Source organism: Collimonas sp. (assembly GCF_035566375.1).
Taxonomy (GTDB): domain Bacteria; phylum Pseudomonadota; class Gammaproteobacteria; order Burkholderiales; family Burkholderiaceae_D; genus Collimonas.
The window spans coordinates 1-13,770 of sequence record NZ_DATMRK010000084.1 but is presented as its reverse complement, the minus strand read 5'-3'; the positions used below and the strand labels follow the sequence as shown (position 1 = coordinate 13,770).

Below are 13,770 nucleotides of genomic sequence, written 5' to 3'. Positions count from 1 at the left end.
ATGAAAAATAATTAAACTGGACTCTGCTCTAAAGCCATTACCCATTCTTGAGGAGAGAACCGATGACCGTCGCACGCAACCACGATAAGGTGGTTTCTGAACAATTCGGCAGCACCGCTGCCGCCTATCTGACCAGCACCGTCCACGCCCAAGGCGACGATTTGCAACAACTGGCCGCCTATGCCAGCCAATTTCCGCAAGGTAAAGCGCTCGATGTCGGTTGCGGAGCCGGGCATGCCGCGTTTGCCATTGCACCACATATGGGCGTGGCAGTCGCCTACGACCTGGCACAAGAAATGCTTGATGTGGTAGAGCATGCTGCGGTGGAGCGTGGTTTGAAAAATCTGCACGTACAGCAGGGCAGTGCCGATGATTTGCCGTTTGCCGACGCCAGTTTCGATCTCGTGTGTACCCGTCTCAGCGCACATCACTGGAAAAACCTGCCGCAGGCATTGGCTGAAATGGCGCGGGTATTGAAGCCGGGCGGTAAATGCATCGTCATCGATACGGCATCGCCCGAAGATGTCTTGACCGACACCTATTTGCAGTCTATCGAATTGCTGCGAGATGCTTCGCACGTGCGCAATCGAAGCCTGTCGGGCTGGCGCCAGTTGCTGACCCAGGCCGGTTTGAAGCCGAGCGTCGATAAAAGCTGGAAATTGCCGCTGCAATTTGATACCTGGGTAGCCAGGATGCGTACCCCGCCGGAAAGAGTGGCGGCGATCAAGTCACTGTGGGACAGTGCGCCGTCGGAAGTGTCGGCTTACTTTAACCTGCAAGCGGATTATTCTTTTTTAATCGACGTTATATTGCTTGAATGTCACGTATAGGTAGTAGATACTAAATTGAATAACGGGCCGACGAGTTGCGGTAAAATCTATCTCGCAAATCGTCGCCAAGACATAGAAATTCGTTTAATTTACTGCGCTAAGCCCCTAATTTTCTTGCGATTTTTCCGATATTTGCCTACACTGCCACAAAGTTATAACCGCCGAATATGGGAGCCGCAAATGGGCAAATCCGCGCTAATTGTTTTTTTGTCACTCTTCCTCGCGCTCGCGAACGCGCCCGCCGCTCTTGCTGCTGCTCAAACCAACGACAGCACCGTCAAAAAAACTGCTAAAACCCCTGCTTCTGCCAACAAAAAGGCGGGGGCCAAGGCCCGTGCCAGAAAACATGCCGTGATCGCTGCGCGTGACAGCAGCAATACGGCGTCTTTTAATAAAAATGAGAAGCTGGTAAGGAAAGTTGTGATGGTTCATGGTCGCCGCAAGGTGACTTACCAACGCGTTGCATTCGCGCCGGCGGTTCCTGTTTTGCCGCCGGTTCTGTCGGCCGGCGAACAAGCCGGATTGAATCTGACGCATGATCCGCTTGAGCTGAAATCCAGCGTAGCGCTGGTGCTGGACCAGAACAGTTCGGAAGTGTTGCTGGATAAAAATTCCCAGATCGCGTTGCCGATCGCTTCGCTGACCAAGTTGATGACCAGCATGGTGGTGGTCGAAGCGAAACAGGATATGAACGAAGTGCTGACCGTGACCGATGACGATATCGATCGCGAAAAACACAGCGGCTCGCGCTTGCGTATAGGTTCGCAACTAACCCGTGCCGACATGCTGCACATCGCCTTGATGAGTTCGGAGAATCGCGCCGCATCCGCGCTCGGCCGCAATTACCCAGGTGGCTTGCCGGCTTTTGTTGCCGCCATGAACGCCAAGGCCAAGGCTTTAGGCATGACTGAAGCGCACTATGTCGATTCGACCGGCTTGTCGCATCTGAATGTCGCCAGCGCCCGCGATTTGTCGCGCCTGGTGATGGCGGCTTATCAGCATCCTGTAATTCGCCAGTATTCGACTGACGCCAAATATGTCGTGGAGCCGGGCGGCCGGCCGCTGCAGTACTCGACATCGAATCATCTGGTTGAAAATCGTGAGTGGCAGATCGGTTTGCAAAAGACTGGATACATCAACGAAGCGGGCCGTTGCATGGTGATGCAAACCACGATCGACGGCCGCCAGATCGTGATGGTGTTCCTCGATTCGCGCGGCAAGTATTCGCGCCAGGCCGATGCCGACCGGGTCCGCAAATGGCTGGCTGATTCACATCCTGCCACCCTGACGCGTGTAAAAATCGCGGACGGTCAAAGCTAGGATTTTTCCAGAATCGCGTGTTGACCGGATCGTCATCCGGCACAAAAAAACAGGGTTTATTCGTGATGAATAAACCCTGTTTTTTTGCGCCTTGCTGCGACGCTGTGACTATTGCTGCGGCGTATATCCCAGCACTGCGGAAATCTGATTCGCGGTGCTGATCAGATCTTCCACCCATTCCTCTTGCAAGCGATCGGCCGGCGCCGAGATCGACAAGCCGGCGACCATCTTGCCGGAGTCGTCGCGGATGCCTGCGGCCATGCAGCGCACGCCCAGCTCCAGTTCCTCGTTATCGCGCGCATAACCGAGTGCGCGCACCAGGCTCAACTCACGTTCCAGCTTGCTCAGATCGGTGATGGAATTCTTGTTGTGTCCCGCCAGCCCGGTACGGGTGGCGTAGGCGCGCACCATTTTCGGATCGTCGATGGATAAAAACAATTTACCGGTAGAGGTCAGGTGCAACGGCGCCCGGCCACCGATGGCGCGCACCACCTGCATGCCCGAGCGCTCTGAAAATGCGCGATCGATGTAGACGATTTCATCACTCTGACGCACCGACAGGTTGACCGTCTGATTGGTCTTGCGATGCAGGCCACGCATGAAATCGAGCGCGGCCTCGCGCACATTGAGCCGGCTTTTGACAACATTGCCCAATTCCAGCAGGCGCATGCCAAGCCGGTAACTGCCAGGCTCGGAGCGGTCGACAAAGCGCTTTACCACCAGGTCGTTGAGAATCCTGTGCGCGGTTGACGGATGCAAGCCGGTGACTGCCGATAGTTCTTTCAGGCTAACCGGATCAGGGTAGAGCGCCAGCGTATCTAGCAGCGAAATCATGCGCTCTATAACCTGGATCGAAATTTTATCGGTGTCGTCGGTAGTGGCTGTTTTCATTGGTGTAATGGTGCATTGCAATGGAATGTTTATATCATAATGTGAAAAATTGTGCTGCGTTATCGTCATCGATTAGAGTGCAGCCACGAGCCGGCGCAATGTTCATTAACCGAGGAAAAGCATTTAGCTGCAACGCAGCAAGACTGTTAAAATCCGCTAACGCAAACCTGCGTTTCCATTACAGCCAGCCTAGTAGAACCAGCACAGCATGAGCGAAAACAAGCAAGCACCGCAATCGCAAGAGCAGCAGCCACAACAGCCGCAGCCGATCAGCGAATTCAAGAGCACCAGCGGATTCAAGAGAATTTTTTCAGCTTTTTTCTATTCTGCGGAAGGTTTCAAATCGGCTTGGAAAAACGAGCACGCATTCCGCCAGGAACTGATGATCGTCATCCCGGGCATCATCGTCGCCTTGTTGCTGCCGGTGACGCCGCTGCAGAAACTGTTGCTGATCGCGGTACTGGTCTGGATCATCATCATCGAGCTGATCAATTCGGCGATTGAAGCGGTGGTGGACCGGGTCTCGCTGGAACGCAATCCGCTCTCCAAGAACGCCAAGGATTTCGGCAGCGCCGCGGTGTTGCTGACTTGCGTGCTTGCCGTCGCTACCTGGGCTGTGATTCTCTATCCCGTCCTGACTCAAGGCTAAGACTCAAGGCGAAGATTCAATCCATATAAATCTCGCAAAAAAGCTTGTTCGTGCTTCTTTTGCGTGGCCAACTGTTGCTGATGTTTGCACGTTTGTGTATATTTACACTTGTTTGTGCATGATATCGGTCAATATGAACACCATTAATCTCCTTCTCAAAGAGCGCCACGCATTCATCCAGCAACGTCTGCTGGCCGACGGCCGGGTACTGGCGCTGGATCTGGCGCAGCAATTGAACGTCTCGGAAGACACTATCCGGCGCGATCTACGCGACCTCGCCGCAGCCGGCTTGTGCACGCGGGTGTATGGTGGCGCGCTGCCCTTGTCTCCCGCAACGGGCGCGCTGGCCGAACGCCGCGCCCAGGCGCCGCAGCGCAAAGCACTGCTGGCGCAGGCGGCGGTATCGCTGGTGGTCGCCAACAGCGTGCTGTTCATCGACGCCGGTTCGACCAACCTGGCGATCGCCGCAGCTTTGCCGGAACTGCCGCTGACGGTCATCACCAACGCTGCTGCTGTCGCGCTGGCGTTGCAAGAGCGGCCGGCAATCGAATTGATCATGGTCGGCGGCCGGGTCGATCGCCGCACAGGCGCCAACCTGGGCGCCGCCGCGCTGCGCGACGCCGAGCGCATACGGCCTGACATTTTCTTTCTGGGCGGCTGCGGCGTCGATGTCGACGCCGGCGTCACCTGCTTCAACTACGAAGAAGCCGAATTCAAACGCAGCCTGGCAGCCATCAGCAAAGCGGTGCTGGTGGCTGCCACCGGCGAGAAATTCGGCACTGCCGCACCCTATGCTGTGCTGCCAGCCGCCCATCTCACGCATCTGGTATTGGAGCCCGGCACGGATAAAGAGCAGGCCCAGGGTTTTGCGCGCCAAGGCGTGCAATTACTGTACGCAAACGCTGACTGATTTGAAAGCCCAGCCATGAACCATATTGGCCCTAAGCAACGCCGCGCCACCCGTTTGGCCTTCCTGACCGCAGGCCTGGCCATGGCGGCTTGGGCGCCGCTGGTGCCGTATGTGAAAACGCGGCTGGGGCTGGAGGAAGCTGAGCTTGGGCTGCTGCTGTTATGCCTGGGTGTCGGCTCGCTACTCGCCATGCCGCTGACCGGCGTGCTGTCGGCGCGCCTTGGTTGCCGTCGTGTGATCCTGGTTGCCGGCGGCCTGGCTTGTCTGCTGCTGCCTTGCCTGTCGCTGGCCGCCAGTCCGCTGCAACTGGCGCTCGCTCTGTTCATGTTCGGCGCTGCGATCGGCACTCTCGACGTTGCCATGAATATCCAGGCGGTGATGGTGGAAAAAGCCAGCGGCGGCGCGCTCATGTCAGGTTTTCACGGGCTGTTCAGCGTCGGTGGGTTTATCGGCGCCGGCGGCATGGCGTTGCTGCTGTGGAGCGGTTTGAGTCCGTCGTGGGCCAGCCTGGTTGCAGCCGTGATCGTGGCCGCGGTATTGGCGGCGGCCGGCCCGCACTTGTTGCGCGAGCCGGAGCTGGGCGAACGCGGTGCGCTGTTCGTGTTGCCGCATGGCGCAGTGATTTTTATCGGCGTGCTGTGCTTTATCGTATTCCTGGTGGAGGGCGCTATCCTCGACTGGAGCGCCTTGTTCCTGACCGCCACGCGCGGACTGGACGCTAGCCAGGGCGGCCTCGGTTACGCCGCCTTTGCCATCGCCATGACCAGCGGCCGTTTAAGCGGCGATCGCATCGTCAGGCGTTTCGGCGGCAAACGTGTGCTGCTGCTGGGAGGCCTGTGCGCTGCCGGCGGCTTTTTTGTGGCGGTGCTGGCGCCCACTGCCGGCGTGGCTTTGCTAGGTTTTGTGCTGGTCGGCCTGGGCGCATCCAACATCGTGCCCATCCTGTTTACTGCTGCCGGCAACCAGGCGGCGATGCCGGCCAGCCTGGCGATTGCCGCCATCACCACCATCGGTTATGCAGGCATCCTGGCGGGCCCCGCTGTGATCGGTTTTGTGGCGCACGCCAGCAGCTTGAGCGTGGCCTTCGCCGGCTTGGGTTGCGCGCTGCTGCTGGTCGCGGCAAGTGCCCGTCTTGGGGCGTCGGGCAAGGGCAGCGGCATTGCTCGGCGCTGACACTTTCCGACCACTTCGCGGCCAGTTTTAGATTCAGCTTTATGCCAATTCAGCGGGAATAAGCATTTTCCTTATTCATCGCGCCGGTCCATGCATATCTGTTTTCCGCATAAGGAGAGAAGAAAGAATTCGTTTTGTTTTCCAGGCCGCCTCATTAATCTGTATTCCTCAAAACAAAAAACGTTCACAAGGGAAGCAGAACATGTTGAAGAAAATCGTCCGGTCGGGAGTCGCCATAGCCATCGCCTTGCTGGCGCAGAGTGCGCAATTAGTGCATGCGGCGGATTTTTCGCTGCTCAATGTTTCTTACGATCCCACCCGTGAGCTGTATCAAGAGTACAACAAGGCTTTTACCAAATACTGGAAAGAAAAGAGCGGCGACAACCTGACCCTGAAAGCATCGCACGGCGGCTCCGGCAAGCAGGGGCGCTCGGTGATCGATGGCCTGGAAGCGGATGTGGTGACGCTGGCGCTGGCTTACGATATCGATGAGATTTCCGAAAAAGCCAAGCTGCTGCCGGCCGACTGGCAAAAGCGTTTGCCGCATAACAGCACACCCTACACCTCGACCATCGTGCTGCTGGTGCGCAAGGGCAATCCGAAAGGCATCAAGGACTGGGATGATCTGGTCAAGCCCGGCGTGTCAGTGGTCGTCGCCAATCCAAAAACTTCCGGCGGAGCGCGCTGGGCCTATCTGGCAGCCTACGGTTATGCGCTGAAGAAGAACAATAACGACGACACCAAAGCCCGCGATTTCATCTCGCGCCTGTACAAGAATGTACCGGTGCTGGATTCCGGCGCGCGCGGTTCGACCGTCACCTTTGCCGAGCGCGGTGTCGGCGATGTGCTGTTGTCGTGGGAAAACGAAGCCTATCTGGTCGAGGCGGAATTCGGCAAAGGCAAGTTCGATACCGTGTTTCCTTCGCTGAGCATCCTGGCCGAGCCGCCGGTAGCGGTGGTCGACAAGGTGGTCGACAAGCGCGGCACGCGCAAGATTGCGCAAGCCTATCTGGAGTATTTGTACTCGCCGGAAGGCCAGGAAATCGCTGCCCACAACTACTACCGTCCTATCGATCCTAAAGTCGCCGCCAAGTACGCCACCAAGTTTCCAAAGCTAAGTTTGTTTACCATCGACGACACTTTCGGCGGCTGGAAAAATGCGCAGAAAGTCCACTTCAGCGATGGCGGCGTGTTCGACAAGATCTATCAGCCTGGCGTGAAATAAACCGGCTGATCGAAACGATCGTAATGACTCAGCCGCTATGCCTGGCAGGGCGGTTTCAAGATTGCTGCTTCAAGATTGCAGTTTCAAGATTGCTACAGATGACTATTTTGTTACTGGCCGGCAGCCCCTCGGCGCCATCGCGTTCTACTCGTTTATTGCATTTCACAGGTGAAAAACTGGCTTTGTTAGGACATCGTTACAGCAAGATGGATGTACGGGATCTGCCAGGCGATGCGTTGCTGCGGGCCGATTTCAACGACACGTCGATCCAGGCGGCGCTGGCGCAAGTGGCGCAAGCCACGGCGGTAGTGGTGGCGACGCCGGTCTACAAGGCATCGTATAGCGGCGCGCTAAAAGCGTTTCTCGATTTGCTGCCGCAGTTTGGCCTGAGCGGCAAGCTGGTGCTGCCGCTGGCTACCGGTGGCAGCCAGTCGCACATGCTGGCGCTGGACTATGCCTTGCGGCCGGTATTGTCGTCGCTGGCGGCGCGCCATGTACTGCCCAGCATCTATGCGACGGAAGCGCAGGTGCAATGGTCGGAGCAGGAAGGTTTGAGCCTGGATCAGAATATTTTCCAGCGGATTAATGAGGGCGTACAGCAGTTGTCGGATAGCTTGCTGGCACTACGCAAGATCAGCAACAACGATTTCGATCCGATTCCGTTTTCGCAGGTGCGATGTAGTGTGTAAGCAGAAAATCAGCCAAATCAGCTGACTAAATAATTTACCCGTCCAACGTTGTGTAAAAACCGCCGTCACCGGTGGAGGGGATCGTTTTGTCTAAAAATTCAGGAAACCGGCAATGACAGTCTCGACCACAAACAAACACACAAGACGCCAGGTGCTGGCGCTGCTCTCAGCGGTCGCCGCCGGTGCGTTTGCGGTTGGCGTACCGCAGCTGGCGCTAGCGCAGCCTTTGACCGATAAAAATGAACCGGAGCAGATACGCATCGGCTTTCAAAAAAGCGCGGTCAATCTGGTGCTGCTGAAACAGCGTAATACGCTGGAGCAGAGGTTCAAGAACAGCAAGATAGTCTGGCTGGAATTTCCCGCCGGTCCACAGCTGCTGGAAGCCTTGTCTGCCGGTAGTCTGGATTTCGGCATGACTGGCGACAGTCCGCCGGTATTTGCCCAGGCCGCCAACAAGGATTTGCTATACGTCGGCGCTGAGCCGCCCAAACCAGAGAGTTCCGCGTTGCTGGTGCAGCCAACTTCAACGATCAAGACTCTGGCGGATTTGAAAGGCAAGCGGATCGCCTTGCAAAAGGGATCGAGCGCGCATTTCCTGCTGGTGCAAGCGGTGAAGAAAGGCGGTCTGGCCTGGAGCGATATCCAGCCGATCTATCTGGCGCCGGCCGACGCTCGCGCTGCCTTTGAACGCGGCAGCGTCGACGCCTGGGCGATCTGGGATCCGTATTACGGCGCCGCCGAGCTGAGTTTCAAACCGCGCGTCCTGAGTAGCGGGCGGGGTTTGTCCAACAATAATTCCTTTTACCTGGCAGCAAGAAGTTTTGCCGAAAATTATTCTGGCACGGTGCTGAACCTGCTGGATGAACTGAGCAAAGCCGATCGCTACGTGCAGCAAAATCGCCAGCAAGTGGCGCAGCTGATTGCCGATGTCAGCGGCTTGAATCTGGCAACCGTGCATCTGTTCCTGAGCCGCCGCGCCAATCCGTCGCCGACCACGGTGATCAGCCCGGCCATGGTGGCCGACCAGCAGCGGGTCGCCGACAGTTTCAAGGAAATCGGTTTGATTCCACGCGCTATCAAGGTGGCGGACATTGTCTGGTCACCCAGGAATGCGCCGCTGGCGCAGCAATGAAGAACCCAAGCTCAATCAATACAGGAGTCTCATGAACGTTTTCTGGTTTATCCCTACCCACGGCGACAGCCGTTACCTCGGTACCTCTCAGGGCGCGCGGCCGGTCAACTTCGACTACATGAAGCAGATCGCGGTGGCTGCCGACACCCTCGGTTATGACGGTGTCTTGCTGCCGACCGGACGCTCCTGCGAAGACGCCTGGGTGGTCGCATCGAGTTTGCTTGGCTTCACCCAGCGCCTGAAATTCCTGGTGGCGATCCGGCCTGGCTTGAGCACCCCAGGCCTGGCGATCCGCATGGCGTCAACCTTCGACCGGCTGTCGAACGGCCGTTTGCTGATCAATGTGGTGACCGGCGGCGATCAGGCCGAACTGGAAGCGGACGGCTTGTTTGCCGAGCATGCCGAGCGCTATGAAATTTCCTCGGAGTTCCTGAAGGTGTGGCGCGCCGCCCTGTCAGGCGAAGGCGGCGATGGCGGCTACAACTTCATCGGCAAACACATCAAGGTCAAGGGCGCTAAAACCCTTTACCCGCCGGTGCAGAAGCCGTATCCGCCTTTATATTTCGGCGGCTCATCGGAACCGGCGCATGAACTGGCGGCGGAACAGGTCGATGTCTATCTGACGTGGGGCGAACCGCCGGCCGCGGTCGCTGAAAAGATTGCCGATATCCGCGCCCGTGCTGCTAAACATGGCCGCAGTGTGCGCTTCGGAATCCGCTTGCACGTGATCGTGCGTGAAACCAATCAGGCGGCATGGGCTGCAGCCGAGGATTTGATCAGCCATGTCGATGACGAGGTGATTGCTCGGGCGCAGGCCGCATTTTCCAAGATGGATTCGGAAGGGCAGCGGCGCATGGCGGCCTTGCACGGCGGCCGCCGCGACAAGCTGGAAGTGTCGCCCAATCTGTGGGCCGGGGTTGGCCTGGTGCGCGGCGGCGCTGGCACGGCGCTGGTCGGCGATCCTGAAACGGTGGCTGAGCGGATGCAGGAATACGCCGCATTGGGGATAGATACATTCATCCTTTCCGGCTATCCGCATCTGGAAGAGTCTTACCGTTTTGCCGAGCTGGTTTTCCCGTTGCTGGGCAAAGGACGCGCAGCGTCCGGTCAGCCAGCGTTGACAGGACCATTCGGTGAAGTGATCGCCAACGGCTTGCTGCCGAAGGCGTCGCAAAGTTGAAGGAGGCAAGATGAACGCAATCAGTACAACAGCGGAAGCACCCGCATCGCTGCGCCGGCCGCGAACCGGCACCGGAACAGCGCGCAAAGGTAACGCGACAAAGATCTGGCAAGACCGCCTGTTGCCCTGGCTGCTGCCGGTGGCCTTGATCCTGGCTTGGGAGTTCGCCGCGAAAGTCGGCTGGCTGTCGAGCCGGATCTTGCCGGAACCGTGGGCGGTGGCGCGTGCTGCCTGGTCGTTGGCCTTATCCGGTGAATTGTGGACCCATGTGCGAATCAGCGCCTGGCGCGCAATTTCCGGTTTTGCTGTCGGTGGCGGCCTGGGTTTGTTGCTGGGTTTGCTGACCGGGACTTTCAAGCAGGCCGAAACCCTACTCGACACCAGCATCCAGATGATCCGCAACATTCCGGCGCTGGCCTTGATTCCGCTGGTGATCCTGTGGTTCGGTATCGATGAATCGTCGAAGCTGTTTTTGGTGTCGATAGGGGTGTTTTTCCCGGTGTACCTGAATACCTTCCACGGCATTCGTTCGGTCGACAAGGGGTTGATCGAGATGGCCAAGAGTTACGGCTTGTCCGGATGGCCCTTGTATCGCGATGTGATCTTGCCGGGCGCCTTGCCATCGATATTGGTAGGAGTGCGTTTCGCACTGGGTCTGGTGTGGGTCTTGCTGATTGTCGCCGAGACCATTTCGGCGCAAGCGGGCATCGGTTACATGACCATGAATGCGCGTGAGTTCCTGCAAACCGATGTGGTGCTGGTAGGGATCTTGTTATACGCCTTGCTCGGCAAACTGGCGGATATCCTGGCGCGCGCCTTGGAACGTTACTGGCTGCGCTGGCATCCCGGTTACCAGTGAGTGTGTTGTGTCGCAAAGTTAACCAAGATGGAAGCAAAGATGCAAATTGATCCTGTTGAAAATGCCGAAATAGAAACCGCCGCCAAGCTAGGCGCCGGCCGTGGTGTCGGCGTCCGGGTGCGCTCGGTGTCGAAATCGTATGGCGGTCGGGAAGTGCTGAAGACGCTCAACGTCGAAATCGCCGCTGGTGAATTCGTCGCCATCGTCGGCCGCAGCGGTTGCGGCAAGAGCACTCTGCTGCGCCTGATCGCCGGGCTGGAACAGCCGAGCAACGGCAATCTCTACTTTGGCGCCGGCGATGTCAAGCCGGAGATTCAGCCGGAGATCCGCATCATGTTTCAGGACTCGCGCCTGTTGCCGTGGAAGCGGGTGTTGAACAATGTCGGCCTGGGTTTGCCACGCGCCTCGCTGGCTTCGGCCAAAGCCTTGGCGCAGGTCGGCCTGGAAGAGCGCGCTCACGAATGGCCGGCGGTGCTGTCCGGCGGCCAGCGGCAGCGGGTGGCGCTGGCGCGAGCGCTGGTGCATGACCCGGAACTGCTGTTGCTGGACGAACCGCTGGGTGCACTGGACGCCTTGACCCGTATCGAAATGCAGCAACTGATCGAATCGTTATGGAAAGAACGCGGCTTCACCGCCGTGCTGGTGACGCATGACGTGCAAGAGGCGATTGCCCTGGCCGACCGCGTGCTGTTGATCGAAGACGGTGAAATCACGCTGGATGAACGGATCAGCCTGGCCCGTCCGCGGGCCCGCGGCAACCTGGCTTTTGCGCAGCTGGAAGAACGGATTCTGGCGCGCGTATTGAAACACCCTGCAGCACAGCTTGATTCGGCGCTGGGCGATGTGTCGCTGCAGCGCACGGTCAGCCAGGTTGGCTGGGCTATCTGATTAAGATGTAATTTTGAAGCAATTTTTAATGTAACCGTATGACCAAAGGAGAAACCATGAGCATCCAGGCAATTAACGTCCGCAACCAGTTCCGCGGCAAGATCAAGGCTATCATCGAAGGCAGCGTGGTGTCGGAAGTCGATGTCGAGACTCCGGCCGGCATCGTCACTTCGGTGATTACTACCCGTTCGGTCAAGGACCTGGGGTTGGTCATCGGCACCGAAGTGGTGGCGCTGGTAAAGGCGACCGAAGTCTCGATCGCCAAGATCTGATCGCCATCTGTTTTTGTATTGACCATATCGAGATCAGCCATGTCCTTTCCCGCTCTGGAGCAGTATCTGGCACGTTTGAATGGCGCCAAGGGTGACACAACCCCAGACCAGACCCGCAGCGATTGCCGGGTCTGGCTGGATGGCGAGGGGCGTGCTCAGGGGCGTTATTTCAATACCACCCTGACCAGTGTATTCCAGCCCTTGCGCCGGATCGAGGTTGGTGCTGGCAAGGGCGCCATCATCGGCCATGAAGGTTTTGCCCATAGTTATTCGGCCAACGACAACGGCTTGTATCTATGGAAACTGCTGGACCATGCGGCCAGCGACGACGAGTCGATCGAACTCGATCGTCTGTGCCGCATGCTGCACTCGATCAATTTCTATCGGCAGGCAGAGGCGCTCGCCGGTGATCTGTACCTGAGCGTGCATGCACGTTTGCTGGCGGCGGTCGACAGCAATCACGGCATGGCGTTCCGGCGTATCCTGAACTTGCTCGGTTTGCCGCATGACCGGATCGTGCTGCAACTGCCGACCATTACTGAAAACCAGGGCTGGCTGCTGAACTATGTGCTGGATAACTACCGGCGCAATCATTTCCGGCTGGCGGTGAATGCAGACGATGTGGCGCAAGCCGCGAATCTGCTGGAACGGGTCAGGCCGGATGTGATCAAGATCGACGCCCGCGGCGTCACCCACGACGAACAGACCGCACGTTTGCTGGAAGACTGCGCCAAGCGCGAGATCCAGGTGATTTTCAAACGCCTGGAAAAAGCACGCGATCTGGAAGTGTTGCAGCAACTGGCAAGAATCGCCGCATCGCCTTTGCATGCACAGGGGTTTCTGTGGGATCTGCCGCAAGCGGCGTTGCATGCGTTTGCCGCTGCCACGTCGCTGCAAGACAGTATTTCGATCGCAGCGCTTGATACCGGAGCAGATTGATCATGGCAACGCTGTCATCGTTTCGTGTGCTGGTAGTGCCCGGGCTGTACAACAGCAGCCCGCTGCATTGGCAATCGCGATGGCAGCGGCTGTATCCCAGCTTCGAACGGGTTGAGCAAGCGCAGTGGGATGCGCCGCTGCTGGAAGTCTGGTCGGAACGCTTGCAGCAGCAACTGCGGCAGTCGGAGCAGCCGACTCTGGCGGTAGCGCACAGTTTCGGCTGCCTGACCACGGTGCATAGCGGGTTGAGCGAGATCCCGAATCTGGCAGGGGCTTTATTGGTGGCGCCGGCCGATCCGGATAAATTCGATGTCAGCGCGGCAGTAAACGGACGCCTGCCGCTGCCGTCGATTGTGGTTGGCAGCCTCAACGATCCGTGGATGGAAAGCCGGCGCGCCCGTCACTGGTCGCAAATCTGGGGAGCGCAATACATCGATGCCGGGGCACTTGGGCATATCAACGCCGAATCCAATCTTGGCGATTGGCTGTATGGCCAGTCCTTATTGCAACGCCTGGTGACGTTGGCTAGCGAGCATTTGCAGGAAACCGATACTGCGCGTCCCGCGGCCACTCGCTAACCGATCTTCTTAGGCAAACTTGCCGATCTGCCTGACCACCGCATCGCGCACCGAACCGCTCACCACAAACGATTGCGCCACCGCGATATCGTTGTGGAACCAGCGATCGCCTTCCAGGCAAGCCGGAATCTGCCGGCGGATTTCCTGATACGCCGCCTGCGTACCCTGGCCCAGCACAAAACCCGGCAGCAAATCTTCCGTCATGGTCAAGGCCTGCGCCGCCAGCAGCATCTCA

The 13,770-nt window shown here is 58.1% G+C and carries 15 protein-coding genes and 1 pseudogene; 14 read left to right on the top strand and 2 right to left on the bottom strand.

Going from position 1 to position 13,770, the window contains the following annotated elements; all coding sequences use genetic code 11:
- The first annotated feature begins 62 nt into the window (after positions 1-62).
- The gene (locus tag VNZ60_RS24435; protein ID WP_325663887.1) at positions 63-830 is read left to right on the top strand and encodes a class I SAM-dependent methyltransferase; all 768 of its coding nucleotides are present in this window, start codon (positions 63-65) and stop codon (positions 828-830) included.
- Positions 831-1,010: 180 nt separating this feature from the next.
- Positions 1,011-2,150: a D-alanyl-D-alanine endopeptidase gene (gene pbpG, locus VNZ60_RS24430; RefSeq protein WP_325663885.1), complete on the top strand. Its 1,140-nt coding sequence runs from the start codon at positions 1,011-1,013 to the stop codon at positions 2,148-2,150.
- A 108-nt stretch (positions 2,151-2,258) separates the two neighbouring features.
- Here the strand turns inward: pbpG and VNZ60_RS24425 are convergent, their stop codons facing one another.
- Positions 2,259-3,041 (bottom strand): IclR family transcriptional regulator, encoded by a 783-nt coding sequence (locus VNZ60_RS24425; RefSeq protein WP_325663883.1) that lies wholly within the window; start codon positions 3,039-3,041, stop codon positions 2,259-2,261.
- 208 nt (positions 3,042-3,249) lie between these two features.
- On the opposite strand from VNZ60_RS24425, the gene VNZ60_RS24420 reads away from it, so the two are divergent.
- The 12 genes from VNZ60_RS24420 (at position 3,250) to VNZ60_RS24365 (ending at position 13,535) form a co-directional block, all read left to right on the top strand.
- Positions 3,250-3,690, top strand: coding sequence for a diacylglycerol kinase (locus VNZ60_RS24420; RefSeq protein ID WP_325663881.1), 441 nt, complete (start codon positions 3,250-3,252; stop codon positions 3,688-3,690).
- Between the two features lie 133 nt (positions 3,691-3,823).
- Positions 3,824-4,600 carry a DeoR/GlpR family DNA-binding transcription regulator gene (locus VNZ60_RS24415; RefSeq protein WP_325663879.1) on the top strand — a complete coding sequence of 259 codons (777 nt, stop codon included), beginning with the start codon at positions 3,824-3,826 and terminating at the stop codon, positions 4,598-4,600.
- Between the two features lie 15 nt (positions 4,601-4,615).
- Positions 4,616-5,773 carry an MFS transporter gene (locus tag VNZ60_RS24410; protein ID WP_325663877.1) on the top strand — a complete coding sequence of 386 codons (1,158 nt, stop codon included), beginning with the start codon at positions 4,616-4,618 and terminating at the stop codon, positions 5,771-5,773.
- 202 nt (positions 5,774-5,975) lie between these two features.
- Positions 5,976-6,998 (top strand): sulfate ABC transporter substrate-binding protein, encoded by a 1,023-nt coding sequence (locus tag VNZ60_RS24405; RefSeq protein ID WP_325663875.1) that lies wholly within the window; start codon positions 5,976-5,978, stop codon positions 6,996-6,998.
- Between the two features lie 98 nt (positions 6,999-7,096).
- Complete coding sequence (gene ssuE, locus VNZ60_RS24400) at positions 7,097-7,687, top strand: NADPH-dependent FMN reductase (RefSeq protein WP_325663873.1); 591 nt, start codon at positions 7,097-7,099, stop codon at positions 7,685-7,687.
- A gap of 112 nt (positions 7,688-7,799) precedes the next feature.
- Positions 7,800-8,819, top strand: coding sequence for a sulfonate ABC transporter substrate-binding protein (locus tag VNZ60_RS24395; RefSeq protein WP_325663872.1), 1,020 nt, complete (start codon positions 7,800-7,802; stop codon positions 8,817-8,819).
- 31 nt (positions 8,820-8,850) lie between these two features.
- Positions 8,851-9,999 (top strand): FMNH2-dependent alkanesulfonate monooxygenase, encoded by a 1,149-nt coding sequence (ssuD, locus tag VNZ60_RS24390; protein WP_325663871.1) that lies wholly within the window; start codon positions 8,851-8,853, stop codon positions 9,997-9,999.
- A gap of 10 nt (positions 10,000-10,009) precedes the next feature.
- The gene (ssuC, locus tag VNZ60_RS24385) at positions 10,010-10,858 is read left to right on the top strand and encodes an aliphatic sulfonate ABC transporter permease SsuC (RefSeq protein ID WP_325663869.1); all 849 of its coding nucleotides are present in this window, start codon (positions 10,010-10,012) and stop codon (positions 10,856-10,858) included.
- 39 nt (positions 10,859-10,897) lie between these two features.
- Positions 10,898-11,746: an ATP-binding cassette domain-containing protein gene (locus VNZ60_RS24380; protein WP_325663868.1), complete on the top strand. Its 849-nt coding sequence runs from the start codon at positions 10,898-10,900 to the stop codon at positions 11,744-11,746.
- A gap of 56 nt (positions 11,747-11,802) precedes the next feature.
- Positions 11,803-12,018, top strand: a complete 216-nt coding sequence (locus tag VNZ60_RS24375; protein ID WP_325663866.1) for a TOBE domain-containing protein — start codon at positions 11,803-11,805, stop codon at positions 12,016-12,018.
- Between the two features lie 39 nt (positions 12,019-12,057).
- A complete protein-coding gene (locus VNZ60_RS24370; protein WP_325663864.1) occupies positions 12,058-12,957 on the top strand; it encodes an EAL domain-containing protein in 900 nt (299 codons plus the stop codon).
- A gap of 2 nt (positions 12,958-12,959) precedes the next feature.
- On the top strand, positions 12,960-13,535 hold the full coding sequence (locus VNZ60_RS24365) for an RBBP9/YdeN family alpha/beta hydrolase (RefSeq protein WP_325663862.1): 576 nt from the start codon (positions 12,960-12,962) through the stop codon (positions 13,533-13,535).
- Between the two features lie 9 nt (positions 13,536-13,544).
- Here the strand turns inward: VNZ60_RS24365 and VNZ60_RS24360 are convergent.
- A pseudogene (locus tag VNZ60_RS24360) lies at positions 13,545-13,770 on the bottom strand (aromatic amino acid lyase); the annotation flags it as partial.

What these genes read in the sequence shown, in the direction of transcription:
- ssuC (WP_325663869.1), top strand. Translation starts at nt 10,010, where the DNA reads ATGAACGCAATCAGTACAACAGCGGAAGCACCCGCATCGCTGCGCCGG.
- pbpG (WP_325663885.1), top strand. Translation starts at nt 1,011, where the DNA reads ATGGGCAAATCCGCGCTAATTGTTTTTTTGTCACTCTTCCTCGCGCTC.
- VNZ60_RS24370 (WP_325663864.1), top strand. Translation starts at nt 12,058, where the DNA reads ATGTCCTTTCCCGCTCTGGAGCAGTATCTGGCACGTTTGAATGGCGCC.
- VNZ60_RS24435 (WP_325663887.1), top strand. Translation starts at nt 63, where the DNA reads ATGACCGTCGCACGCAACCACGATAAGGTGGTTTCTGAACAATTCGGC.
- VNZ60_RS24420 (WP_325663881.1), top strand. Translation starts at nt 3,250, where the DNA reads ATGAGCGAAAACAAGCAAGCACCGCAATCGCAAGAGCAGCAGCCACAA.
- ssuD (WP_325663871.1), top strand. Translation starts at nt 8,851, where the DNA reads ATGAACGTTTTCTGGTTTATCCCTACCCACGGCGACAGCCGTTACCTC.
- ssuE (WP_325663873.1), top strand. Translation starts at nt 7,097, where the DNA reads ATGACTATTTTGTTACTGGCCGGCAGCCCCTCGGCGCCATCGCGTTCT.
- VNZ60_RS24410 (WP_325663877.1), top strand. Translation starts at nt 4,616, where the DNA reads ATGAACCATATTGGCCCTAAGCAACGCCGCGCCACCCGTTTGGCCTTC.
- VNZ60_RS24415 (WP_325663879.1), top strand. Translation starts at nt 3,824, where the DNA reads ATGAACACCATTAATCTCCTTCTCAAAGAGCGCCACGCATTCATCCAG.
- VNZ60_RS24405 (WP_325663875.1), top strand. Translation starts at nt 5,976, where the DNA reads ATGTTGAAGAAAATCGTCCGGTCGGGAGTCGCCATAGCCATCGCCTTG.
- VNZ60_RS24380 (WP_325663868.1), top strand. Translation starts at nt 10,898, where the DNA reads ATGCAAATTGATCCTGTTGAAAATGCCGAAATAGAAACCGCCGCCAAG.
- VNZ60_RS24375 (WP_325663866.1), top strand. Translation starts at nt 11,803, where the DNA reads ATGAGCATCCAGGCAATTAACGTCCGCAACCAGTTCCGCGGCAAGATC.
- VNZ60_RS24365 (WP_325663862.1), top strand. Translation starts at nt 12,960, where the DNA reads ATGGCAACGCTGTCATCGTTTCGTGTGCTGGTAGTGCCCGGGCTGTAC.
- VNZ60_RS24425 (WP_325663883.1), bottom strand. Translation starts at nt 3,041, where the DNA reads ATGAAAACAGCCACTACCGACGACACCGATAAAATTTCGATCCAGGTT.
- VNZ60_RS24395 (WP_325663872.1), top strand. Translation starts at nt 7,800, where the DNA reads ATGACAGTCTCGACCACAAACAAACACACAAGACGCCAGGTGCTGGCG.